Source organism: Actinomycetota bacterium, assembly GCA_030776625.1.
GTDB lineage: Bacteria > Actinomycetota > CADDZG01 > CADDZG01 > WHSQ01 > MB1-2.
On sequence record JALYHL010000001.1, the window covers coordinates 518,230 to 542,955 of the forward strand.

Annotated in this window: 20 protein-coding genes and 1 tRNA gene; 4 read left to right on the top strand and 17 right to left on the bottom strand. The window is 65.7% G+C overall.

Annotation, left to right across the window (positions count from 1 at the left end):
* Positions 1-5: 5 nt before the first annotated feature.
* A complete protein-coding gene (locus M3N53_02550) occupies positions 6-881 on the bottom strand; it encodes an alpha/beta hydrolase (protein MDP9067214.1) in 876 nt (291 codons plus the stop codon).
* A gap of 25 nt (positions 882-906) precedes the next feature.
* Positions 907-2,505 (bottom strand): acyl-CoA carboxylase subunit beta, encoded by a 1,599-nt coding sequence (locus M3N53_02555; protein ID MDP9067215.1) that lies wholly within the window; start codon positions 2,503-2,505, stop codon positions 907-909.
* Between the two features lie 182 nt (positions 2,506-2,687).
* Here M3N53_02555 and M3N53_02560 point away from each other — a divergent pair, with 182 nt between their 5' ends.
* Entirely contained in the window at positions 2,688-3,659 is a 972-nt protein-coding gene (locus M3N53_02560; protein MDP9067216.1) for a DUF4349 domain-containing protein, read from the top strand.
* A 30-nt stretch (positions 3,660-3,689) separates the two neighbouring features.
* On the opposite strand, the gene M3N53_02565 is transcribed toward M3N53_02560, so the two are convergent.
* The 7 genes from M3N53_02565 to M3N53_02595 all read right to left on the bottom strand — a co-directional run bounded on the left by M3N53_02565 (position 3,690) and on the right by M3N53_02595 (position 9,309).
* Entirely contained in the window at positions 3,690-4,472 is a 783-nt protein-coding gene (locus tag M3N53_02565) for an enoyl-CoA hydratase-related protein (GenBank protein ID MDP9067217.1), read from the bottom strand.
* Between the two features lie 13 nt (positions 4,473-4,485).
* The gene (locus M3N53_02570; GenBank protein MDP9067218.1) at positions 4,486-4,686 is read right to left on the bottom strand and encodes a helix-turn-helix domain-containing protein; all 201 of its coding nucleotides are present in this window, start codon (positions 4,684-4,686) and stop codon (positions 4,486-4,488) included.
* 141 nt (positions 4,687-4,827) lie between these two features.
* Complete coding sequence (locus tag M3N53_02575; protein ID MDP9067219.1) at positions 4,828-5,061, bottom strand: zf-HC2 domain-containing protein; 234 nt, start codon at positions 5,059-5,061, stop codon at positions 4,828-4,830.
* The gene (locus M3N53_02580) at positions 5,058-5,702 is read right to left on the bottom strand and encodes a sigma-70 family RNA polymerase sigma factor (GenBank protein ID MDP9067220.1); all 645 of its coding nucleotides are present in this window, start codon (positions 5,700-5,702) and stop codon (positions 5,058-5,060) included. The genes M3N53_02575 and M3N53_02580 overlap by 4 nt, the downstream gene beginning before the upstream one ends.
* On the bottom strand, positions 5,695-6,894 hold the full coding sequence (locus M3N53_02585) for a D-alanine--D-alanine ligase (GenBank protein ID MDP9067221.1): 1,200 nt from the start codon (positions 6,892-6,894) through the stop codon (positions 5,695-5,697). Before M3N53_02585 ends, M3N53_02580 begins: the two co-directional genes overlap by 8 nt.
* A gap of 124 nt (positions 6,895-7,018) precedes the next feature.
* The gene (locus M3N53_02590) at positions 7,019-8,536 is read right to left on the bottom strand and encodes a UDP-N-acetylmuramoyl-tripeptide--D-alanyl-D-alanine ligase (protein MDP9067222.1); all 1,518 of its coding nucleotides are present in this window, start codon (positions 8,534-8,536) and stop codon (positions 7,019-7,021) included.
* Positions 8,536-9,309, bottom strand: a complete 774-nt coding sequence (locus tag M3N53_02595) for an alpha/beta hydrolase (GenBank protein MDP9067223.1) — start codon at positions 9,307-9,309, stop codon at positions 8,536-8,538. The genes M3N53_02590 and M3N53_02595 overlap by 1 nt, the downstream gene beginning before the upstream one ends.
* 192 nt (positions 9,310-9,501) lie before the next feature.
* Here M3N53_02595 and M3N53_02600 point away from each other — a divergent pair.
* Positions 9,502-9,578 (top strand) — tRNA-Met (locus M3N53_02600).
* Positions 9,579-9,638: 60 nt separating this feature from the next.
* Here M3N53_02600 and M3N53_02605 read toward each other — a convergent pair.
* Positions 9,639-9,851 carry a hypothetical protein gene (locus M3N53_02605; GenBank protein ID MDP9067224.1) on the bottom strand — a complete coding sequence of 71 codons (213 nt, stop codon included), beginning with the start codon at positions 9,849-9,851 and terminating at the stop codon, positions 9,639-9,641.
* Positions 9,852-10,029: 178 nt separating this feature from the next.
* Here M3N53_02605 and M3N53_02610 point away from each other — a divergent pair, with 178 nt between their 5' ends.
* On the top strand, positions 10,030-10,302 hold the full coding sequence (locus M3N53_02610; protein ID MDP9067225.1) for a hypothetical protein: 273 nt from the start codon (positions 10,030-10,032) through the stop codon (positions 10,300-10,302).
* A gap of 369 nt (positions 10,303-10,671) precedes the next feature.
* Positions 10,672-12,408 (top strand): hypothetical protein, encoded by a 1,737-nt coding sequence (locus tag M3N53_02615; protein ID MDP9067226.1) that lies wholly within the window; start codon positions 10,672-10,674, stop codon positions 12,406-12,408.
* Between the two features lie 99 nt (positions 12,409-12,507).
* Here the strand turns inward: M3N53_02615 and M3N53_02620 are convergent, their stop codons facing one another.
* From M3N53_02620 to M3N53_02650, 7 genes are all read right to left on the bottom strand, one after another.
* Positions 12,508-13,947, bottom strand: a complete 1,440-nt coding sequence (locus tag M3N53_02620; GenBank protein MDP9067227.1) for a hypothetical protein — start codon at positions 13,945-13,947, stop codon at positions 12,508-12,510.
* Between the two features lie 127 nt (positions 13,948-14,074).
* Positions 14,075-14,962: a VOC family protein gene (locus M3N53_02625; GenBank protein ID MDP9067228.1), complete on the bottom strand. Its 888-nt coding sequence runs from the start codon at positions 14,960-14,962 to the stop codon at positions 14,075-14,077.
* 265 nt (positions 14,963-15,227) lie between these two features.
* Complete coding sequence (locus M3N53_02630) at positions 15,228-18,050, bottom strand: UPF0182 family protein (protein ID MDP9067229.1); 2,823 nt, start codon at positions 18,048-18,050, stop codon at positions 15,228-15,230.
* A gap of 125 nt (positions 18,051-18,175) precedes the next feature.
* Entirely contained in the window at positions 18,176-19,399 is a 1,224-nt protein-coding gene (locus tag M3N53_02635; GenBank protein MDP9067230.1) for a hypothetical protein, read from the bottom strand.
* Between the two features lie 99 nt (positions 19,400-19,498).
* Positions 19,499-22,417 carry a cell wall metabolism sensor histidine kinase WalK gene (locus M3N53_02640; protein MDP9067231.1) on the bottom strand — a complete coding sequence of 973 codons (2,919 nt, stop codon included), beginning with the start codon at positions 22,415-22,417 and terminating at the stop codon, positions 19,499-19,501.
* A gap of 54 nt (positions 22,418-22,471) precedes the next feature.
* Entirely contained in the window at positions 22,472-23,521 is a 1,050-nt protein-coding gene (locus M3N53_02645; GenBank protein MDP9067232.1) for a PDZ domain-containing protein, read from the bottom strand.
* Between the two features lie 84 nt (positions 23,522-23,605).
* Positions 23,606-24,682, bottom strand: a complete 1,077-nt coding sequence (locus M3N53_02650) for an NAD-dependent epimerase/dehydratase family protein (GenBank protein MDP9067233.1) — start codon at positions 24,680-24,682, stop codon at positions 23,606-23,608.
* Between the last annotated feature and the right edge of the window lie 44 nt (positions 24,683-24,726).

Sequence of the window (24,726 nt, forward strand, 5' to 3'; positions counted from 1 at the left end):
TTGCGTCAGGTCCAGCGCGACAGGCGCTTCAGGTAGCCGACGAGGTGGCGGTTGGTCTCCTCCGGTTGCTCTTGTTGCGTCCAGTGACCGCAGTTCGTGATCAGCACGGTCTCTAGGTCCGGGACGCGCGCCTCCATCCCCGTGGCCAACCCCGGATGCAGCACGGGATCCCCTTCGGCGGTGATCATCAGACACGGAACCTCGATCTTGATGTCGGCTAGGTCCTCGGTCAGGTCCCAGTTGCGGTCGAGGTTCCGGTAGTACTCGAGCGGAGGCGTGATCGAGCCCTTCATCCGGAAGGCGTCGACGTAGGCGGCGATCACCTCGTCGGTAAAGACCTCTTTGCGCACGCAGGCGGGGCCGGTGAAGAAGAAGCGGAGGAAGCCTTCCGGGTCTCGCTCGAAGAGGTCTTCGGCGGGGCCCCGCTTCTGGAACTGCAGGATGTAGTCGTTCTGCGAGGCCCCCGAGCCCCGGATGTAGATCGTCGGGGGAACCGGAGGGCGAGGAAGGTCGGGGGTGTTGAGGCCGACGACCCCGGCGGTGCGCTCCGGATGCAGCCGCGCGAACGGCCACGCGATCAGCCCGCCCCAGTCGTGGCCGACCACGACCGCCTTCTCGTGGCCGAGCGCGGTGATCACGTCGGCCACGCACTGTGCCACCCACAGGACGTCGTATTCGACGTCGGGCTTGTCGGAGCGCCCAAAGCCGGGGAGGTCTATGGCGACGGCGCGGAACCCGGCGTCGGCGACCGGTCCCAGCTGGTTGCGCCACGAATAGGAGTACTCGGGAAACCCGTGCAGGAACAGGACCAGTGGGCCGGTGCCCTCTTCGACGTAGAAGAGCCGGATCCCGTTAGCGAGCGCGTAGCCGAAGCTGGGCATCAGCCACGCGCCTTGCAGCGGCGCGTCATACCGGAAGAACGCCGTGCTTGCGCCACGGTCGCTCCGTCTTCTTCGTCGCGGCCGAAGCGAGCGCTCTAGCGACCACTCGGCGCGTATCCGCGGGATCGATCACGTCGTCGATGAAGGCCCATCCTGCGGCGACATAAGGCGAGATCTGGTCGCGGATCACCGAGACCATGTTGTTTCGCGCCGCCTCCTGCTCCTCCTCGGGCATCGCTTCGATCTGCTTGCGGAAGATGATGTTGACGGCTCCCTCCGGGCCCATCACAGAGATCTCCGCGGTGGGCCAGCCGACGATCAGATCGGGCTCGAATGCGCGCCCGTTCATCACGTAGTAGCCGGCGCCGTAGCCCTTACGCATCACGACAGTGACCTTCGGCACCGTCGCCTCGGAGACGGCGAACAGCATCTTGGCGCCGTGGCGGATGATTCCTTGCTTCTCGACGGCGCTTCCGACGAGGAAGCCCGGACAGTCCATCAGGAACACGAGCGGGATGTGGAACGCGTCACACAGCCACACGAAGCGGGCTGCTTTGTCGGCCGCGTTCACGTCGAGGGCGCCGCCCAGGAACTTGGGTTGGTTCGCGACTATCCCGACGGCGCGGCCCCCGATCCGTGCGAAGCCCGTGACCAGGTTGCGCGCCCACTCCGGCTTCATCGGGAAGAAGTCGCCCTCGTCGACGATCGCCCCGATCACCTTGTGGACGTCGTACGCCTGCCGCGGGTTCGCGGGGACGATGTCGTACAGGTCCTGGACGCGGCGGTCCTCTGGGTCGCTGCTGTCGGTGACCGGCGACTGCTCCAGGTTCGACGACGGGAAGTACGAGAGGTATTTGCGGATCGCATCGAGACAAGCGCGGTCGTCGGGGACCTCTAGGTCGGCGACCCCGGACATCTTGCAGTGCACCTTCGAGCCACCCATCTCCTCGGCCGTGACCTCTTCTCCGACCGCGGCCTTGACGAGGTGCGGCCCCGCGAGCGCCATGTTCGAGTTGCCTTTCACCATCGGAACGAAGTCGGCGAGCCCCGGGATGTAGGCGGTTCCGGCTGCACCGGGACCCATCATGGCCGCGACCTGCGGGACGACGCCGCTCATGATCACCTGCTCGCGGAAGAGGTCGCCGGTGCGGGCGAACATCGAACCCGTTGCCTCCTGGATGCGCGCGCCCGCCGAGTCGATCAGCCACACAAGCGGGATGCGCTCCCGCAGCGCGAGCTCGCGCATCCGCGTCGCCTTGATCTCGGTGACCATCCCCATGGACCCGGCCATCACGGTGAAGTCATAGGCGATCACCGCCACCATCCGGCCGTCGATCCGCCCGATACCCGTTAACACTCCGTCTGCGGGCGTGAACTTCCCCTGCATGGCCGGGGACTGCGACTGGTTATGCGCGAGGAGGCCGCGTTCCTCGAAGGAGCCGGCGTCGAACAGCAGGTCGATGCGCTCTCGCACCGTCAACTTGTTCTGATCGTGCTGGCGCTGGATCCGCTCGGGACCACCCATGCCGAGGTACTCGTCCCTCTTGCGCGTCAGCTCCTCTACATGGCCGCGCATATCGGGGCCCTCGTACGAATACGTCACCTGCGTGCGCTCTTGCGACACGATGCTCACCTTCCTTCTGGGGCCCGTCGCCGGCGCGGAGCCGAAGTCTTCCGGGGCCTCGCTGCCGCACAGGCTAGCGGGCGCGCCTGAGCGTGTCCCGAGCCAACTTCCGCACCAGCGGGAACCCTTCGACGTCCACCGTCGTCTGAACCACGACAACGGACGCACGAGGAGGTCGTGACGTGGCCCGCACATATGGAACGGCACAGGGAGACGCCATCACCACGAGACGGCGGATCGCGGCGCTCTGCCTCCTGGGGGTACTCGCCCTCGCGGCTTGTTCCGGTGCGGATTCAGAGAGCACCAGCAGCGCGGGATCCGACGGAGAGGCCGCTCAGGAGATGGAGGCGGCCCCACGCGGTAACGAAGGTCGTGCCATCGCCGAGACGGGCAGCGGGGCAGGGTCCAGTGCGGCGCTGGCGCAGACAACCTCGAGCGGGGTGGGCGGTTCCGGCGGCGACACCAGCGGAGCCACCGGTGTCGCCACGAAACTCCCGTCGGTCGGGCCGTCGGTCATCAAGACCGCGACCGTCACCGTGGCCGTTCCCGATGACGAGCTCGACGAAACGCTCAACGAGGCGGTGTCCACCGCCGGGCGCTACGGCGGCTTCGTATTGTCCTCGCGCCTCGGCCGTCGCGACTCCGGCGGCACGCTCACGATGCGGATCCCGGCGAACCGGTTCGAGGCCGCGCTGGCAGACCTCGAGGCTCTTGGCGAGGTGCGCGCGGAGAACATCTCCGGCGAAGACGTGGGCCAGGAGTTCGTCGACCTCCAAGCGCGTCTCAGGAACTGGGAGTCGCAAGAGGCCGTGCTGTTGAAGCTGATGGGGCGCGCGGAGAGCGTCGTCGACACGATCCGGGTGCAGAGCGAGCTGTCGCGGGTCCAGCTCGAGATAGAGCAGCTGCGAGGCCGTCTCAACTTCCTGCGCGACCAGACCTCGCTCGGCACCATCACCGCGACCTTCAGCCCCCTTACGCCTCCCCGCCCCGACGCGCCCAGCCGGTTCGCGCAGGCATGGAGCCGCGCGCTCGACCTGATGCAGAGCTTCGTCGCCGGGATGATCGTGACGATGGGCGTGATCGTTCCCCTGGCTTTGATCGCGTTGGTCGGCTACCTGATCTTCAGGGGACTACGGCCGCGCCTCACGAGCTAGACGTCCGTTCCAGAGTGGAAGGGTCGCGAGTCAACGGCCCTTCCAGTCGGGCGGCCGCTTCTGCAGGAACGCGGTCACGCCCTCGACCGTGTCTTCCGTTCCGAGGCAGACCGTCAGCATCCCCGCGAGGTACTCCAGCGCATCACGATGCGGCATGTCCTCGGCTCGGTAGAACGCGCGCTTGCCGAGCGCGGCGATGAGCGGGCTCTTCGACCCGAGTACCGACGTCAGCTCTCCCACGGCCTCGTCGAGTTGAGCCCGGGGAACCACGCGGTTCACGAAACCCCAGCGCGCGCCCTCGTCGGCGGGCATCCGACGGCCCGTCAACATCAACTCCAGCGCCACCTTGCGTGGAACGTCGCGCTGGATCACCGCCGTGATCATGAAGGGCCACAGGCCGATGTTGATCTCCGGTGTCCCTAGCTCCGCGTCGTCCACCGCGATCACGAGGTCGCACGCGAGCATCAGCCCGAATCCGCCCGCGAGCGCGTGACCGTTCACACGCGCCACGATCGGCAGTCGCAGTGCTCTCATCTGCTCGAACAGCGCGCCGATCTCAGCGCGAACGAAGTGCTCGTCCACCTTCGACCCCGCGGTCATCCCGCCCAGGTCACCGCCGGCGCAGAAAGCCCGATCACCGGTGCCGGTGAGCACGACGGCGTGCAGATCCCGATCCTTCTCCGCCTCCTCGAGCGCGGAGGAGATACCGGAGACCACCTCCGGGCTGATCGCATTGCGTCGCTCCGCGCGGTCGATCGCGATGGTCGCGACACCACCGGAGCGTTCGAAGAGGACCGCGCCTCGGTCGTTCAAGGAGCGAGAAAGGTCAGACGATCTCTAGGCGGCGAGCAAGTTCCTGGATCGCGGACGACGGGAAACGGCGGTGTCCGCCCAGCGTCATCACGTGCGGGATCTTGCCTTCCTTGGCCCAGCGAGAGACGGTCTTCGGGGAAACCCTGAGGATCTTGGCGGCCTCTGCCGTGCGGATGTACACATCGTTGTTGGAGCCGTTCTGCACCTCGGCCATACCCACCGGCGGGCCTCCTGGGTCTGTCGCGTCTGTCCGTATGGGGAGTATCGGCCGAATCGAGGCACTACCTGAGGGGAAACGAGGGCCGGTCCGAGGCGACAAAGACGGGCCGATTTCGGGTGGGCCGACAAGCGAAGGTCAGGCTTGTTCGAGCAGCGTTGCGATACGGGTCTTCAAGCCGTCGGGACAGGGGTTGGCGGTGCGGAGGCGAGCCATCAGAGAGAAGAGCTCCTGCTCCAGCCCGTAGCGCTCGAGACAGGGGGTGCACTCTTCGAGATGGACCTGGATGTCGAAGCGTTCCGTCTCCGAGAGGACCTCCCCGTCGAGGAAGAGGTAGGCCCGTTGGAGGGTCTCCCTGCAGACCTCGTTCACGGACGGTGCCCGTCTTTATCGCTCATGCCGTCTCCGGTGGGTTCGCTTTGGGCCGCGGCGCCGATGCCCCGGTCTTTTGCTAGCTCCCACAACCGCTTCTGGAGCGCTTTTCTTCCCCGATGGAGCCGCGACATGACGGTTCCCAGCGGAACCTCCATGATCTCGGCCATCTCGGCGTAGGAGAAATCTTCTACGTCCGACAGCACGACCGCAAGCCTGAATTGCTCGGGGAGGTCGTCCAAGGCCTGGATGATGTCGGAATCCACGACGGAATCCATGACGATCGACTCGGGGCTCCGGGTGTAGGCGGGGTCGTGGTTCTTCAGCTCCTGGTAGAGGTCGAAGTCCTCGACCTCCTCAGAGGAGAGCTTCTGAGGCTCCCTCTGCTTCTTCCGGTAGACGTTGATGTAGGCGTTGGTGAGGATCCGGAACAGCCAGGCTTTCAGGTTCGTGCCGGCCTCGAAGCGGTCGAAGGCCCGATATGCCCGAAGCATCGTCTCCTGGACGAGGTCCTCGGCGTCGGCGGGGTTGCGCGTCATCCTGAGCGCGCCGGCGTAGAGCGAGTCCAGCAGCGGGAGCGCGTCCTCCTGGAAGCGCCTCTTCTCGTCCGCGGAGAGGTCGACGGGCGTGGTCTCAGCCACGGGTTTTCGCTCCCCTGGCGGCGCGATCCAGCATCCCGGACTCGAAGCTGAAGAGACGCTCGCTGGTGGAGCGGTGGCGCTGCAGCGCGATGTCGACGAGCTCGTCGGCGAGGTCGGCGAAGGCGAGGCCGCTCGCCTCCCACAGGTAGAAGGCGAAGGAACCGGGGGTCGTGTTGATCTCCATCACCCAAGTCTCCCCGCTCTGCGGATTTAGGAAGGAGTCGATCCGCGCCACGCCGGACGCACCGATGGCCCGGAAGGCCTGCAGCGCGTTCTCCTGGATCTGCTTGGTGGACTCTTCGGAGATGGGGGCCGGGATCCTGCGGTCGAGCGAGGCCATCCCTGTGGCGGATTTTGCCCCGAACGGAGCCTCCCCCGCCGACGACCCCGAGCTCTTCCCGCCCCTCATGTACTTGTCCTCGAAGGAGAGGAACTCCTCCCAGGCCACCGGTTGCTCGCACACCGATGCCCGCGGGTCGCGGCCGCCGCCGCCGAGGACCGAGCAGTTGATCTCGACGCAGTTCTCCATCGCCTTCTCCACGAGGACGCGGGAGTCGTATCGCGCCGCCACCTCGACGAGTTCTTTCAGGGCGCCGCGGTCGCGGGCTTTGCCGATCCCGACGCTGGAGCCGGCCTTCACCGGCTTCACGAAGGCCGGATAGGCAACCTCGCTCTCGACCCGGTCGAGACTCGCCTCGAGCCGATCGGGCCGGTCCATGTCGATCAAGACGTCGCGGACGAGGGGAAGGCCGACCCCCTTGAACGCGGTCTTCATCGCGACCTTGTCCATCCCGACGGCTGAAGCGGCTACGCCGGAACCGGCGTACGGCAGCCCCGCAAGCTCGAGCGCGCCCTGCAGTGTCCCGTCCTCGCCGTAGGTGCCGTGGATGGAGGGGATCACGACGTCGAGAGCGACCTGGCGGGACGGCTTGAGCCGGCCGCCCTGGATCAAGAGGCCGCCGAAGCCGTGGGTCGACGGCAGCAGGGCCTCGTCACCCGCCTGTTCCCAGCGGCGATCCCGATAGACGGAGAGGTCGTTGAGGGCGGAGCCGGTGAACCAGCGCCCATCGCGGTCGACGTAGATGGGGACCACGTCGTGGCGCTCCTGCAGGACCGCCATCAACTGATGGGCGGACACGATAGACACCTCGTGCTCGACCGAGCGGCCCCCGAAGATCACTCCAACCCGCATGGCGGGGCAGTCTAGTGGCCGGGTAAGACGCGGCCTCGGGGGCAGTGCAGGAGGGGTCAGCCGCCGCTTTTCGACAAAACGTGCGTTTAACGCACGTTTCATACGAGAGCGTGGCGCGTTGGGGCTAGTGCTCGTACTGGTCGGGAAGATCGTTTTCGAACAACACGACGTCCCCGGGCTGGAGCCGCCCCTGAAGTTGCTGCGTCGCCTCTTCGAGCGAGTCCACCGACACCACCTCGGCCCTCCCGCCGGCGGCACCCGCGAGGAGGGCGTCGCGGTTGAGTGACGCGACGAAGATGACCGTGTCGGCGACGTCCGCGGCCCGGCGGCCGAACCTCTCGTTCTCCTCCGCTTGCAGGGGGCCGAGCTCGACGATGCCGGGGGTGACCACCACGCGCTTGCGCGCCGGCATGGCCGCGAGCACTTCGAGGGCCGCGGCCGCGCCCTCTGGGTTCGAGTTATAGGCATCGTCGATCACGGTCACTCCGCCGGCGCCCTGGATCACCTGAAGACGGTGCTCCACCGGCTCGAGCGCGGCGATCCGTTCGACCAGGTCCCGCAGCGAGCGTCCGCTGACGGTCGCTACCGCCACGGCCGCCAGGATGTGCCCGAGCGCGTGACGACCCAGGAGCCGCGTGGTCACCCTGGCCTGGTCGCTCCCAGTGACGACGGTGAAAGAGGTGCCGGCCGACGCCGTCTCTATGTCGCGCGCGGTGACGTCCGGCCGTCCCTCCGCATCCAGCCCGTACCGAACCAGCCGCACGTTCGTCGTCGCGTCGGCGAGCTTCCTAACCTCGGGGTCGTCGACGTTCATGACCGCGGTGCCGTCGCTGCCGAGACTCTCCACGATCTCGTACTTGCCCCTTCGGATCGCGTCCATCGAGCCGAACCGCTCCAGATGCGCGGGTCCGATCGCGGTGAGGACTCCGATCGTCGGGCGGACGAACCGGCACAGCTCCGCGATCTCGCCGACGCCGTACGCGCCCATCTCGACGACGAAGTACCGGTGGATGGGCTGCAACTGCTCGTTGATCGTGCGACACACGCCCAGCGGGGTGTTGAACGAGCCGGGTGTCGCTAGGACCTCGTTCGTCGGGCCGATCAGTCGCTGGATCGCGAACTTGGTCGAGGTCTTCCCAAACGAGCCGGTGACACCGATGACCCGCGGCGAGACCTCGTCGAGCTTCGCCTTCGCCTTGCGGAGGTAGGTCGCATTGATCGTGCGCTGAACCGGCGCCATCAAGATGTCGGCCAGGATCAGTAGGCGCGGGAGCCCGAAGAAGAGCAGCGCGATCATCGTCCCGCACGTGACGAGGTCCCACGGTGTCCCCAAGGTGACGTGGACGACGCCCGACGGGACGAGCACACCGAACACCGAAAGGAGCGTGCCGGTCACCAACAGCCGCCAGGCCCGGCCCGTCATCACGAGCGGCTTCTTCTGCGGGAACGAGATCATGAAGAGCCTGCGCTCCGGATTCGCGCTGCACCACGCGAGGAAGCGCTTGCGCTTGTACCCCTCGAGTTGGAAGACGTGCAGAGCGCGCCGCAGACGGAAGAACTGGAGCACGCCGAAAGCGGGAACGACCACGTAGATGATCACTCGCAAGACCCAGGAGTAGAAAGGGAAAGGATCCGGGCGCATCAACTTCCTACGCCCAGGAAGTGGCGAACGACGACGCAGAACCGCTCGGGCTGATCGAGGTAGGCGAAGTGTCCGGCCCCCTCGAAGACGACGAGGCCCGCATCCGGGATGAGCTTCTCCATCGTGCGGCCGTGTTGCAGGGGGGCCGCGTCGTCGTCACTGCCCCAGATCAAGAGCGTCGACGCTTGGACCCGCGGCAAGACGCTCTTCATGTCCTCGTTCACGACCTTCACGAGGATCGGGCGCATCTCTCCCGCGTCGCGGTAGTCACTGGACTGGATTCGCTCGTACAGCGCGTCCCGCAGCTGCTCGCCGGATGGACCGAACTTTGCGAGCGTCCTAGCGCCCTTCGACACACCTCGCTTCAACCGCGCCTGCAGCGACGGCGGCGTCCGCAGACCCGAGGACCCCTGGAGCACGAGCTTGTCCACCAAGGACGGATGTGTCGCGGCTAGATAGAACGAGGTCTTGGCGCCGAACGAATGGCCGACGAAGTGAGTGCGCTGGAGGCCGAGCTTGCCGAGGACGTCGCGGACGAACGTCGCGTAATCCGCGGTCCCCCAGGTGCCGCTCGGAACAGAAGACTCACCGAACCCCGGGAGGTCGAGAGCGACGACGCGGAACGATGCGCTGAGGCAGTCGATCACCGGTGTCATCGACTCGATCCGACCGCCCCACCCGTGCAGAACCACGACGGGATCACCCGAACCGCGTTCGAGGAGCCGTGTGCTCTGGCCCCCGACCTCGATAGATGTCTCGCCCTGTGCGCTCACCGCCCGAGTATCCCCGCTGCCGATCACCCGACGCCGCTATCGACGAAGGTCCCCGGGGCCACGCTGTAGGCACTCACGTCCGGCCGCGCCTGAACTTCGTCATGAAATACCGACTGAGTCGACCTCCGGTGCCAATGTTCGGCGTTCGCGCCCGCCGGTCGGAGGGTGGCGCCGACTTCGCTATCATGGCCGGGCAGGGTGGAGCAGTCTGGTAGCTCGCCGGGCTCATAACCCGGAGGTCGCGGGTTCAAATCCCGCCCCTGCAACCATAAAGGCCCTGGTAACGGGGCCTTTACTTTTTCTGGGTCTAGCGCCGAACAGCCGATTTGCTAACGGCCGGAGCCCCAGCGCCCGTCGCGCCGGCTCATCAATCGGTCCGCCAGGGTCACGCCGAGGACCAGAACGATTGCTCCACCACCCAGGTTGATCGCCGTTTCCCATCCGTCGCTCACCTGTCGTTGGAGTAAGTAGCCAAATCCATAGACGGCAATGAGGGTTACCACGACCAACCATGCTGGCCAATCTCGTGGACTCATCTTCATGTTGGGTCAGCTGGCCTTCGCGATCTGGACGTCGTAGGTGCCCGATGACGATACTGCTGGGGTATGAGGAGACCACGCGGATTTAGCAGAGGCGTGCTATCCGAAATCTCTCTGCTGCGTCTCTGATGATCTCCAGGCAGCCCGGACCAGCGGGGGAGGTAGCGAGTACGCTTCTTCGATGCTTCTACTCGCGTTGCTATTCGTCCTCGTTCCGCTCGGTATCAGTTTCCTCATTCCCTCCCTACGCGTTGCGACTGTCATATCGCTGACCAGCGCCGCGATGGCGTGGTTGTTCATCGCAAGATTCACCTACCTACAACCGATTCCTTTGAACGAGCCGGAGTGGTGGGGCGGATTAGCGATCATCTCTACGCTCACCGCGATCGGAGTCATCATGGGCGTCTTCATGCGCCGTCGGCAGACACGCTCGCTACGGAACAGCGAACCCTAACCGTCTCAGAATCCCTCGGCTGGTCGTGGTCTGGGTTATCGAGCAAGGACTCGAGCGACCGTCTGGGGGTGCCACTTGCCAAGTTCCTACCAGAGGACTTCGGTAGCCCCCCGGTAGCCCCTCCCTGCACGACTCGATAAGACCAAGCTCTCCGAGTTCTCGGTTCACCGGCCTGTAACCGCAAGTAGAGCCCTGATTTGCAGACCGCGTAGCACCCATTGCCACGGCCGCAATCACGGTCATGCCCGGAGGTCGCGGGTTCAAATCCCGCCCCTGCAACCAGTCAAAGGCCCTCTCACGAGGGCCTTTTTCTCGTTCTGCTGGAGGTGGGGCACCAGGAAACCCGTGGTCGACGCAGAAGAATGGTGAGTGAAACCCCGTCTGGTGCGCTGCGTTGTGGCGGCGCTACTGCTCAGCGTCACCGTTCTTCCGGCAAGAGCGATCTCCGCAGAACCACCCTCCCGCTCCGTGATGCCTCCTCGCCCGCTTTGCTGCGGCAACGGCGTGGCCCTGCAGGGCGATCGCCTGTTCATGAACCACGCGGCCCTTGACCGGATCAGCCGGATCAACGTCGACACCCGCTCTATCAAGGTCTTGGCGAGTGAACGAGACCCTGACGACGAGGAGCTGGTGACACCGGACGACCTGTGGATCGACCGCAAAACCGGCGACATCTACGTAACCGAGATCCTCGTTAACAGGGTGACGCGTATCTCTCCGGACGGAACGCGGACCACGATCGTCGCCGGGTTCGCGGACGGAACCGCTCACCCGAACGCGATCACCGGGCTGCGCCGGAAGGGCGAGGACCTGCGGCTATTCATCACTATGGTGTCGTTCGAACCCGACTCGAAGACCGGGATCTACGAGATCGATCCCCAGCGGCGCTTCCCGCCCCGGCTTGTGTATGGAGCCGCGGGTGGCCAAGTGATCTACGGCCACGGGATGCGAGCGCCGAATGCCATGGAGTTCGATCGCCGGGGACGAAGGCTCTACGTGCCAGAAACGTATGGCGGAAACGTCTACGCGGTCGACGTCGACGAGCACACTGCGCGCCTCGTCTACAGAGGACGTTCTAAGACGACCAATGCAACCGCAGTGCGGTTCGCGCGCGACGGGTCTCTGTTGTACGCGGAACAGAGCTCCGGCCGCCTTTTGCGACTCGATCCCAAGGGTCCGGCATCACAGGAGCCGGAGGTCATAGCGCGCCTCAACCCGGGCATCGACGGTATCGCCGAGCACCGCGACGGGCGTATCTTCCTGTCTAACTTCCGCTTCGGCGGTCTAAGCGTCGTTCATAACAGCGGGCGCGTCTCGCAGCTATTTCGCCTCTCGCTCTCGTTGCCGAACGGCGTTACACCGCTGGAGGACGGACGCATCGCGGTCGCGGACCTCGGCTCCCTCGCACTCGTCAATCCGAATCGCGAACGACGCCGCCTGTCTCGCCCGAAGCAGTTCCTACGGGACAACTTCGACATAGCGGTGGGAGTGGCGACGACAGGAGGTTGCGACGTTTACGCCACGGGTTTCTTCCGCGGAACACTGCAACACGTCGATGTGTGTGAGCCGTCGAAGCCGCACACAGAGATCGTCCGCCGAAGGACGTTCGTTGCCGCGTGGGACATCGCTGCGCGAGATTCGGAGCTCTGGGTAACGGATGCCACCGGAAGCGTCTATCACGTGACCGGGGTGAACGGCGCGGATCAAGCCCGGGCGCGCCTGCTCCTGAGCGGCCTCGCCAATCCCACCGGCATCGCGATCGGCGACGGTGTGCTGTACGTGTCGGAATCGGACGGAGACCAGATCCGCCGGATCGACCCCGTCACCGGCGCCACGACGGGCGTCATCACCGGTCTTGACGAGCCAGAGGGCCTGGCGGTTGAAGCGGATGGTTCCATCGTCGTCGTGGAAGCAGGTGCCGGGCAACTCGTTCGCGTGCGCCCCGACGGCGAGCGCGAGGTCGTCCTTCATGATCTGAAGACCAACATCCGCGGGATAGGCCCACTAGCCTTCGTGAACTTCTACTCCGATGTCGCGCTGACCGCACGTGGAGACATCCTCGTGACGTTGCCGAAGAAGGGCTCGCTGCTCGAAGTTTCCGACTGACCACCGCGCTCTCCTCGACACGCGAACATGCCCCACCAGGATGAGCTCAGCCCACTGAGAGAGGAACCGCGTGCTCAGCGCGCTCCCGCGGGTGAACCGCTACCGTTCGCAGCCTCGCAAGGTCTCGCCTGAGCTACATGTATCTTCGTCTGGACCGCCCGCGAGAAGGTCGATCGCCGCACCGCCGTCAAGGCGGTCCGAGTCGTAGCCGCCGTACAGCGAGTCATCGCCTCCTGCCCCGGAGACCTCATCGTCTCCGTAGCCACCCGTGATCGTGTTCGGACCATCGTCCCCGCGGATGACATCCGCGGACCAGGAGCCGATGACCCCCTCGATCCCGAGGAGGACATCTCGGTCGTTCTCCTCCAAGCCGACGCCCGTCGCGAGGTCGACCCTGACGCCACTGGAGTTGCGATACGTCACCGTGTCGATGCCCTCGCCTCCGTCGACGTCGTCACTCCCCGACGCAGCGTCCAGGATGTCATCACCCCCTCCGCCCCGAAGGGTGTCCTCACCCTCCGCTCCCGTCAACACGTTGCTCCCTGAGTCGCCGATCAACACGTCCCCGAAGAACGACCCCATCACGGCCTCGACCTCGGCGACCGACGCGTCTCCCTCTCCTAGCGCGATCCCCTGCGACAGGTCGACGGTCACGGGGACGTTCGAGCCCTCGAAGTTGAGGAAGTCCCTGCCTTCGCCACCGATGTAGGTGTCGTTGCCACGCGATGTCTCCATCTGGTCGTCCCCGGCGCCACCGACCAAGCGGTCGTCGGATGCGTCCTGGTCTCCGGACACGAGTTGGTCGATCCCCTCTCCACCATCGACGTCGTCGGCTCCGCCACCCGCTCCCACTCGGTCATCGCCGCCTCCGGCCCGGATGACATCGTCACCGCGACCGGCATCGATGAAGTTGGGGTCATCGTCGCCCACGAGGGTGTCCGCGAAGGTCGAGCCCCGTAAGCCGTCGATACCGATCAACCGATCGGAGCCAGCGCCGCTCGCGACGCCCATAGTGAGGTCCACCTCGACGGACTCCCTGGAGCCCGTGAAGAACGCAAACGCGTAGGCGCGGTGAGCATCGAGGATGTCGTCTCCGCTCCCGCCGACAAGCCGGGTGAGGGTACTGGCGCTGCGCGCGATCAGCCGGTCGGCGCCGGCGCCCCCGCCTAGGAGGTTCCCCGTGTTCGAGTACCCGGAGAAGCCGTAGATCACGTCCGCGCCGGCGCCCCCTCGGGCGCTCTCGAAGAAGTCGCTCGACCCAACATCTACCAAGTCGTCACCGCGACCAGCGCGGATGCTGTCGTCGTCACCGCCGCCACAGATCAGGTCGTTACCGCCGCCTCCATCGATCCGGTCGGGGCCCCCCAAGCCGACGATGACATCGGGGCGCGGCGTCCCGCGGAGGTCGTCGCGCCCGCTGGTTCCGACGATCGTCGCCCGCTTGCCGAAGCACGTGACCGACGAGCCTGCGCCCGCGACGCCACCGAGCAAGCTCAGGCCGAGCCCTAGCAGCGTCGCGGCTGTCAGGCTCCGAGGCATGGCAGGTTTCACGATCTTGCCGTCCGGTGGTCACTCATCGTTCTTTAGACGTCCGACGTCATCCATCCGCTGCTTGGGCTGGGAAAAAGCGTCCGAAGAAAACCGCAGCGGTGGAGCAGTGGACGCTTCAGGCGGCGGCGAACACCAGCTCGATCTCGTCGGGGTCATGGACGACGGCCGCTGGGGCCTCTTGGCCGACCGGCTGCCCAAGGTCAGACACCCGTTTCCGCAGCTCCTCTAGATCTCCGGCGTCACTTACTGCGAACACGATGCGGTCCAGGCCCGCGCGATGTCGAGGTGCAGCGCGGCCCCCGCGCGATCTCCAGACGTTGCTTCCGATGTGGTGGTGATAGGCGTTGGACGAGAAGAACCTGGCGCTGTCACCGATCCTCGCGGTGACATCGAGCCCGAGCTCGTCGCCGTAGAAGCGCGTTGTTGCCTCGATGTTGGAGACCTGGAGATGCACGTGGCCGACGTCTGTTCCCAAAGGAGCGCCGGCTTCAACCGCGCCCCGTCCGCGACCAGCGTCCAGCAGGCCCTCTAGGTCGACCGGGAGTGACGGCATCGGAACCAGCATCCCGTCCCTCGGGCCTGGCCACTCCTCGACCGGGCGGTCCCAGTAGAGCTCGACGCCGTTGCCCGCGGGATCGTTCACGTAGAGAGCCTCGCTGACGAGGTGGTCGCCCGCTCCGACCTCCAGCCCCGCATCCACCAACCGCGCGAGGGCGTCTCCGAGTGCTGGGCGCGTAGGGAACCTGATCGCGGTGTGGAACAGACCGGTTGCGGCGGGATCAGTGGGTCCGGTGACCCCGGCGCTATCAAGCATGAGAAAAGGGGCTCCCCCACCAGCGCCGAGGCTCGCCTGCGACCCATCGCGTTCCACAACCCGAAGACCGACGACGTCCCGGTAAAAAGCAACCGCAGCGTCGAGATCCGTCACGCGCAGATCGACCCGAACGATGTGGTCGATGAGCGTGCTTTTGAAGAGCTCCGGCCTGTACGTCGTCGCCGACACGTCCACCTCCTAGCTGCCTGTGGTGAGCTCAGTCACTCGACTTCGCACAGGACGGCAGCTTCCCTGGGACGTGATTGCCGCTCAGCGGCAACCAGGTCCCAAAGAAGCTATTTGTCGGCGGGTTCAGTCTCCGATTGCTCGCCGTCGGCTTCGTTCTGCCAGCCGGCCCCCTCCCCGGGAGCCTCCTGGGCCTCTTTCGCCTTCTCCTCGTAACTCTCTTCCTGTTGCTCCACTGCAGATCCTCCTTCGTCCGTGCTCGACCCTGCTATCGCGAAGCCGTCCCCAGCAGGCGCCCGAGCCTTTGGATCAGGCGTCCGTACGTTTCGAAGTCTCCTTCGGCCAAGGCGTCCTGAGCTCGCTCGTAGAGCCGCGCTGCCTCCTGGAGGACCTGCTGCAGCCGCGCGTCGTCCTCGTCGGGGCGACCGGGTCCCTGTCGATCATCCGGCTCCTGCGGCTCGACCGGCTCCGTCGGCGCCGCCGGCTCCTCGAGATCGAACAGCGCCGCAAGTGCCTCTTCGAAGGTGTCTTCCATCACGACCTCTTCTCCGAGCACCATCACGACCTTCTTGAGCTCGGGGATCCCGCCGGCGTCCGCGGCGGTCACGAACAGTGGCTGCACGTAGAGGATCGCCTCTTCGATCGGCAGGATCACCAACGAGCCGAACGAGACGTTAGACCCCTGCTGGCCCAACAACGTGAGCTCGCGCGAGATCTCGACATCTTGGTTGATGAGGTTGTCCACCTGCACGGGCCCCGGCACCGTGATCTGACGTGGGAACTGCAGGTTGACGAGTTCCCCGTAGTGATCGGGATCCGATCGCGCGGCCATGAAGGCGATCATGTTCGGGCGCGCCTTGGGCGTGAAGGGTCGGGTGAGGACGAACTCTTGCTCGGTTTCGCCCGGAAGCTGGAACAGCAGATACGTCGGGCTCAGCAAGCCCTCGCTCGTGACGCTGTCACCGGTGATCTGCGGGGCGCGGGGGACCTCCCACTCGTCCCCCTTCGAGTAGAAGTCCATGGCGTCTTTGATGTGATACGTGCGATAGACCTCTGACTGCAGCTTGAACAGGTCCTCCGGGTATCTGAAGTGCTCTCTCAGCTCCTCGGAGGGCGCGTCGTCGGTGAACAGCGCCGGGAAGATGTCGCGCCACGCTTGGATCAAAGGATCCTCGTCGTCGATGGGATAGAAGGTCATCGTCCCGTCGTAGGCGTCGACGGTGACCTTCACGGAGTTCCGCACGTAGTTGATGTCGTCGCTAAGGGTTCCCGTCGCCTCGCCGGTGATCAAGCCAGAGTCGTACCGCTGCGAGTACGGGTACCACTGCGTCGAGGTGTAGGCGTCGATGATCCAGACGAGGCGCCCCTCGACGACCGCGGGATACGGATCCTGATCGACCTGGAGGAAGGGCGCAGCGCGCAACACACGATCACGCACGTTGCGATAGATGAGCACCTTCGACTGTGACGTGATGAGGTTGGACAGCACGAAGTTCGGATCCCCCTCGCGGACCGCGAAGGCAAGCTTCCTCCCCAGGCCACCGACCGCGATGCCTCCCTCGCCTTCGTAGCTGCTGCGTTCGGCGCCCTCATCGGTCTCGTAGTCGAGCTCTTCCTGCTTCGACGCCACGATCGAGTACTCGTCGTCGTCGAAAGCCTCGCCGTAGTAGATGCGCGGCTGTTCCGGCTCCAAAGCCTGTGCTGCAGGGTCGGTGGTGCCGGGGATGTTCCGTACCAGGAAGTCCGGCTGTCCCGCCGTGGTCAGTTCGTTGGCGAGGCTCGCGACCAGTCCGTACCCATGCGTGAACTGGAGATGGATGTTCGCCCACTTCTGCGATGCGGCGGGCAGGTCCTCCAGCGACAGCTCGCGAGCCGAGAGCAGCACCTGGCGCGTCTCACCGTCGATCTCGTACCGGTCTATGTCGACGTCGGGAAAGCTGTAGTAGGTCCGGATCGCCTGTAACTGCGCGTATGCCTGCTCCAGGATCTCGGGATCCCACAGACGGACGTTCTGAAGGAGGGATTCGTTCGCTTCGACCTGTTCTGCCGTCAGGTCGGTCGACGCGGGATACGACCTCGTCTCGACGTCATCCTCGGCCAGCTTGAAGGCTTGGCTCGTCGCCTCGATGTTCCGCTTTATGAAGGGTTCCTCACGTTGCGGCTCCTGCGGCTCGACCGAGAACCGCTGCACGAAAGCGGGCCACACTCCTCCCGCTAGGAATGCGACCGCGATCCAGATGCCGACCGCGGCCAGTGGCAGCGACAGCCGCCGGAACCTGATGTTGACCAGGAACAAGATCGCCGAGATGACAGAGATGACCGCCAGCAGTCGAAGGGCCGGAAGCTGCGCGTGGACGTCGGTGTAACTGGCTCCCGTGACCACGCCGCGAGGTGAGAAGTTCAGGTGGAACTGCCCTAGGTAGTACTGGGCCGCCTTCACGAGCGCGATGAGCCCGAGCAACACCGAGATGTGAGCGAGTGCGCCCGCCTCCATCCCGCGCAGCCCCCGTTGCGGCCGGATCGCGCCGAACAGGTAATAGGTCGCGATGGTGAGCACCAGTGTCAGGAAGATCATCGACCACAGCTGATCGAGGATCCGGTCGTAGAAGGGCAGCTCGAACACGTAGAACGAGACGTCGCGACCGAACTGTGGATCCTGCACTCCGAAGCTCTTGCGATTCGCCCACAAAAGGACCAGCTGCCACGCCGAGCTGGCGAAGAGCCCGGTGAAGAACCCGATCACGAGCGCGATCGCGAGCCGGATCCTTCGGTAGAACGGCGCGATCATCTCTCGGTACTGGTCGAGCGGGTCGTTCGCCGCCACCGTCAACGAGTAAACCGGGCCGGAGCGACCGGCGATCCAGAGGTTGACCCACAGGAACGCCGCCACCAGGAGTCCGGTAACCGCTCCGACCGCGAACTGCGCCGTCAAGCCCGTCCACAGCACCGACTCGATCCCGAGCTCCTGGAACCAGAGCAGGTCCGTATAGAAGTAGGCGATGAAGTTCGACAGCAGGAACAACACCAGCACGGCGCCGGCGACGATCGCCTTCTTGGGGACCGCGGGTCTGGGAGAAGCGCGACGAACCATCCGCCGCAGAGTAAATGCTGGGCACGGCTACGCCGGCGTCGACCCGCTCTTTCGCGTCATATCGATCGTGAGGTGGACACTTGGATCGACCTCGGCGCCGAGGATCTTCAGACGGTCCGGTTCAGTCAATCCAAGCCGCCGTCGAGAAGTCCCGTCTGCTGATCGGTCGGCGACGGAGATGGCGACGGCTGTGGTGGCAACTGATCTTCGACGTCTTCGAAAGCACACTCGGCCGTGTTGCCGCACTCGTCGGGCGGCGGAGGCTTCGGTTTCTCGGGGTTATCCGGGTCGTCGGGCTCCTGCGGCTCCTGCGGCTCGGGCGGGTCGTTGCCCTCGGCGGCAGCGGTGGGCCCGCTGAACGTCGGGGCTACGGCTCCGCCGGTCTCCGACGCCGCCGCCGCAGCAACCGTGAACGCAGCCTTCCCGTTTCCCTTGGCTGCAACGACGCCGGTGCCGAGGATGATCCGCTCCAGCTGTGCCACGACGGGTTGCGTCTCGACCCTCATGATCTTCGCCGCCACACCCCACCGCGCGCCTTGGTCGAAGAGGCCGAAGGCGGACTGGAAGCCCCGTCTCAAGGAGCCGTCGGCATTGCGCGCGATCGTGAACCCGATCAGGAGATCCGCAGGCTCGCGCCGGAGGTACGGCTTCATGAAATCGACGTTGCCGCCGTTGATCAACGCGCTGAAGTAGCCGAGCGACGGCCGCTCGCGCCCGAGTTGGTTTCCCAGCCCACGCGCCAGCAGCGCGAGTTGCTCTTCCAGGGTCACGACATCTTCGAGCAGGGACTGATCCCACGGGTCCTTCACGTCGAGCCGGTACGGCCGCGTCTGGGTCGGAAGGTCACCTGCGACGATCGTGGCCTGGAACAGAGTCGGCAGCGTCACGTCGGTCTGCCCAGGAGCATCGAGGTTCAGCTGCCCCGTATACACGGCCGCTCGTACGGAGCCGAAACCCCGGTCGACCCGGAACGCGGCCTCCGAGGCGCGTCCCGTGACGCCGTCGACGGTTACCCGTGTCGCGTCGGCGACCTGCATCAGGAGCTCTCCGGTCTCGGCCTCGACAGAGGTCGTGGAGGTGACTACGACCTTGCCCCCGCCCTGCATCTCGCCGTGGCGAACGTCTGGTCCGCCCGCGAGCGCGAACCTAGCGAGCGAATCTGCCTCGGTCACGATGACATCCCCGGGCTCGAGCTCGAGCCGGTTCTCGACGGCGATCGTCTCTCCGTCGCGGATGACGTTCACGATGCCGGACACGAGCCGGAGCTCCATGTCGCTCAGGGAACGGTCGTCCGCGCACGCAACGCCTGCGAGAACCAGAAGGGCGAGACACAGTGAGATCTTCTTCATAGGCCTACTGAGTAGTTTCGTCACGCCCCTTCTGTGCCTTGAGTCCGTTATATGCACAGTCTGACGAGCCTCTGTCGCCGAGGAAATAGCCCGAATGGACTACTTCTCACCCGCGCCCGCCACCGCCGGATCGCCGGCGGGGGTGCCTGCAGCGCCATTCGCCGGAGGGCCGTTGGTGGGCGCACCATCCGCCGCGGGTGCGCCCTCCGGCGCGTCGACGGCCTTGCCTCTGGTCCGGACGGCCGCCGGGATGCTGATCGTGAGCTTCGTACCCTGGTCGAGCTCACTCTCGACCGTCACTGTGCCGTCGTGAGCCTCGATGATCCGCTGGACGAAGGCGAGCCCGAGGCCGAGCCCGCCGTACGAGCGGGTTTCCGATCCGTCCAGCTGGTGGAAGTCCGAGAAGATCTTCGAGATGTCTTCGGGAGGGATCCCGATGCCCTCATCCGTTACGGTGATTTCGACGTGGCGGTGCCGGCGGTCGTCACCAGACGCTCCACCACCGGTCGCCGCCAACCGGATCGCGCCGCCGCGGGGGGAGAACTTCACCGCGTTGTCGAGAACCTCTTCCAGCGCTCGCTGGATCAGCCTCTGGTCTCCCGAGACGCGCGGGAGGGCGGGACTGACCTCAGCCACGATCCTGTGGCTCGTCGACTTCGCGTCCCACTGCTGAGCCAGCGTCTCCACCATCTCGCCGATCTCGATGGGCTTGCTGCGGGGAGCGAGCCGGCCCGCCTCCATGGCGGAGAAGTCGACCAGCAGCTGGATGATCCGTTCGAGACGAGATGTTCCCTCGAGGATGCCGCCGACGAACTTCTTGACCTTGTCGGGGGGGACCTCTTTGCGTCCGAGGATCTCGGCGTAGCCCTTGATCGGGGTAAGCGGCGTGCGCAACTCGTGCGAGATGTTCGCCAAGAACTCCGACTTCATCCGCTCGACCTCGCGCTCGCGCGACATATCTCGCAACACCGCCACGCCACCCGCGACATCGCCCTCTTCAGCGGTCAGGATCGCGCTGACGACCGTTACCGGCACCCGCTGGCCGTTCTTCTTCTGGAGGAAGACGTTGTCGACCGAGCCGGCGGCGAGGTCGAAGATCGGTAGCGGGATGCGTTCGCCGTGAGCGTCGCAAGCCGCCAGCACCTTCTCGACGGGCTTCCCGATCGCGTGCCGTGCCTTCAACCCCGTCAGGAGCTCAGCCTCCCGGTTAAATGCCAGCACCTTGTGCTCGGCATCCGTTGCGACAAGCCCGTCGGCCATGGACTGGATGATCGTCTCGATGCGAGCCCTCAACCTGTGCTCCTCGCGCGCCGCGCTGCGCAGGTCGTTCGTCATCTTGAACAGCGACGAGGTCATCTGGTTGAACGTCTCGCCGAGACGCCCGACCTCGTCGTCTCCCGCCACGTCTGCTTGTGCGCTCAGGTCTCCCTCCCGCACGGCGGTCGCGGTTCGCGTCAGTGACTGGATCGGGCTCGTGATGCGCCGCCCGGAGAAGTAGGCCAGCAGCAGCGCGATCGCACCGACGCCGAGGGCAACGATGAAGAGGATCCTCGTCAGCTCAACGCGCGTGTCGACGATGCTCTCCGCCGGAGACGACAGGACAAGGGTCGCGACCTGGCCTCCCCCTTGACTGTCGAGCGTGGCGAAGGCGCTGAAGAAGGAGCGGCCCCGGAGCACCTGCCGCGACACCACCGGCTCATCCACCGCGCTGATCTGGGTCTCGATGTCTCTTGGGACCAACCGCGCGTCGCGGACCGCAGGCGGAAGCGTCGAGGCGATGGTCCTCCCGTTCAGAACCAACGACGCCCTCGCCGCGAGTCGATCGGAGATCTTCTCTACGTCGAGCTGGTTGATGAAGCGGCCCGCGGCGATGATCCCGGCGGTGCGGTTCGGCTGCACCGGGTCTTCCACCCTTCGCGCCGCCAGGTTCGCGACCAGCGTCTCGCCGATCTCGGTTGGGCTGGCGGCGAAGTCCGTCGCGCCCTTCGCTACCTGCGTCACCACCTTCGTCCCGGCGATCTTGAGGATCTCGATGCGGGACAGGCGCCGAGGAACGGCGTCGGTGTCGGCAGCGTCGAACCCCAAGATCGCGCCGCGGGGGTCCAGGATCATCACGAAGTCGAACTCGAGGAACTTCAGCTCGTCGATGATGTCGTTCGCCAGCCCATCCAGGTTTCCGCCCGCCGCTACAGGGACCTGGACCGTGTCCTCCAGGGTCGTCACCACCTCGACGTCTCCGGCCAACTCGCTTGTCGCGTCGTTCTCGAGCTCGTTCACGACGTTTCCAAGCTGCCGATCGAGCTGGGCGAGCTCGCCCTTCTCGACGTTGTTCGTGAGCACACCGGTGAGTGCGGACGCGAGCGCGAGGACCACCATCACCAAGAGGGCCGCGAACGATGCGACGAAGCGCGTGCGGATGCTCGAGCGAACCGCCGACCACAGCCATGCCGACATAGCGAGGTACCCCGCCAGCTTGAACCCATGGGCGGCATAGGCGAACGTCGTCACGGCTCCGGTTCCGAAGCTTGCCTGGGGATCGAACGCCGTCAGCACCTCGGATACGGCGACGGCCAGCGCGCCCAGCGCTAACCGGCGATACGCCCGCGGCCCGTTCTTGAACGAGCCGGAAAGAGCGCTCACGGCAAGAAGGGTCGCGGCGCCCGCGGGGGCGAACAGGAGAGGCTGCTGGATCGCGACGACGGCGCCGGCGGAAGTGCCGGCCCTGAGCCCGCCCGAGATCCCGACGAAGACGAACGCTAGCCCTGCGGCGCGCGCGGCCACCAGCAGCTGCTCACCATCCGCCTCGAAGGCGTACTCGCCGATGACGAAGGAGCCTCCGTGTAAGACCTGCGCGAGCGCCAGGATCACGAACCCAACGGCGGCGGTGATCCTGTTCGAGGGGTCGCCCGGAACCAGCGACCGGCGCGTGAGAGCGAGGATCGCCCCTCCGGCAGAGACCAAGAAGCCGAGGAACTCGATCGAGAAGTGCAGCGGGACCGCCATGAAGCTCTCAAACATCGTGAACAAGTGTCCCACGGCTTGCCGACGCTCTGCATTCGGTCGCGCCCACTTTTATCCCGACGGCAGCCCCTCCAGATAATCGAGAGCATCGTCGAACGTGGCCACTGCCACCACCTCGATCTCATCGGCGACCCGTTCCGCCGCAGCGGCGTTGCCGGCGGGGGCAAGGAAGATCTCGGCCCCCTCTTCCTCGGCGCCTGCGACCTTCTGTTCGACGCCGCCTATCGGCCCTACCCCACCGTCACACCCGATGGTCCCCGTTCCCGCCACCTTCCGGCCCCCGGTCAGGTCCTCGGGCGTTAGCTGGTCGTAGAGGGCAAGCGTCATCATGAGCCCCCCAGAGGGGCCGCCGATCTTCCCGGTGTCGAAGGTGACGTCGAAGCCGGGGTCGAACGACCGGTTCACGTCGTCCATGAAGACCCCGATGATCGCCGAGTCGGGATCGTTCGGGTCCTGGATCGTCCCGACGTCGAGCGTTCGCTTTTCGCCGTCTCTCTTGAGCCCGATCGTGAGCTCGCGGCCGGGCTCGTAGCTTCCGATCACGCGGCCGACCTCGCAGGTGGTGGCCACCGGTTGGCCCTCGACCGACACGATGATGTCTCCTTCGATCAACAAACCGTCGGCGGGCGCGTTGTCGGCCGTCTCGATCACCCTGGCCCCGTCACCGGTCGGCCGGGCCAGCCCCAAAGCCGCCAGCGCGACCTCTTGGGCCGCCTGCTTGCTGCGACGCATCTCCACCTTCTGCGCCTCGATCAGCTCGTCGAGCGACTGCCCGCCGGTCACCTCCTCCTTCATCACGATCGCCGTGGACTCGTCGAACGAGCTCTTGATGACCTCCGCCAGCGTCACCTGCGGATCGACGCTGACCGTGGTGAGGAGGAGGCTTCCTTCGGACGAATATGACTCGGTCGATCCGACGTCTACCAGTTGCTCCACGTCTCTCACCGGACCGGGGAGGTACGCATAGAACACGGGGATCGGTACGTAGAAAGCGGCCAGGACCAGTACGAGACCAAGGACGGCCAGGATGATCAGCCTGGTGCCCGGGCCTCGCACGGGCTGCGCTGGAGGTCCGCTGGAGCTCCATTCCGGTTGCTGCATGAGGACAAGGTTAGGTGCGTCGGAGGCTTAACGTTCCGTCCCGGCCCGGGAGCGCTCGATCTTGCTCGAGGGCCAGCAGCCGTTTCAGGCCGCGGTTCGGGCGCGCCGTCGCAGCATCCGCACTGCCGCGAGCGCACCCGCCACCCCCACGCCGGCGGCCGCGCCGCGGGCGAGACCCGACTTGCGGACGCGGGTGCGACCGAACCTGAGGTTCTCTTTAGCGGCCTCTGCTCCCGCCATGAAGGTGTCGAGGTTCGAGTAACGGCAGGTGAAGCCGGCGGAGCGGAGCTTCTCGGCGGAAACGATCCAGGGATGCATGACGTAATGCAGCATGCCGGCGGGAGCCTCCGCCAAGCCCAGCGACCACATCCGCTCGGCCAGCGAGAAGGCGAGCGGCTCGGGGAGATCGATCTTCGGGCGGCCGATGATCGACAGCATGTCCTCGGCCTCGAGCCATCCGTCCGCGGCCAGGTTGTAGACGCCGGGGAGGTCTTCGAACACCGCAAGCGACAGAGCCGCCGCCACGTCTTCTTCGTGCACGAACTGAAGCGGCGGAGCATGGTCCTGTACGGCAAACAAGACCGGTAGCTCGAGCGCGTGCGACCACGCGTTGTCGACGTGGGGGCCGAACACGATGGCCGGGCGGAAGACCGTCATCTTCAGCTCGGGGAACTGCTCCTGGATCTCTCGAACGACGTATTCCACTTCGAGCTTGTGTGCGGCGTACGAGAAGTCGAGGTTGGCGCGCAGCGGAGCCTCCTCCGATAGCGGGATCCGGTTGTCGGGGTGCGCGCCGTACACGATCGCGGACGACGTGTACACGATCTTCGCGACACCCGCCCGGCCTGCCGCTTTGAATACGTTTTGGCTGCCGTTCACGTTCACATCTCTCATAGCCATCTCGTCTTTGATCGGGTCCATGACGAACGCGAGATGGATCAGGACGTCGATGCCTCGTAGCCGAGCTTCGATGGCTGGGTCCCGCACGTCGATCTCGTCGAACACGAACTTCTCGTCGGTGAAGGCTGGATGCCTCACGTCGAAACCGAGGACGCGCTGTACCCGCTCGTCCGCGCAAAGATCCTGTACGAGCCGGGTCGCGATGAACCCGGAGGCGCCGGTTACGGCGATCGACAGCGGGTTCTGGACCACGGCAGACATGCCGGGAGAGTATCCGCAGTCACAAAGGGGGTGCGACGATAGAG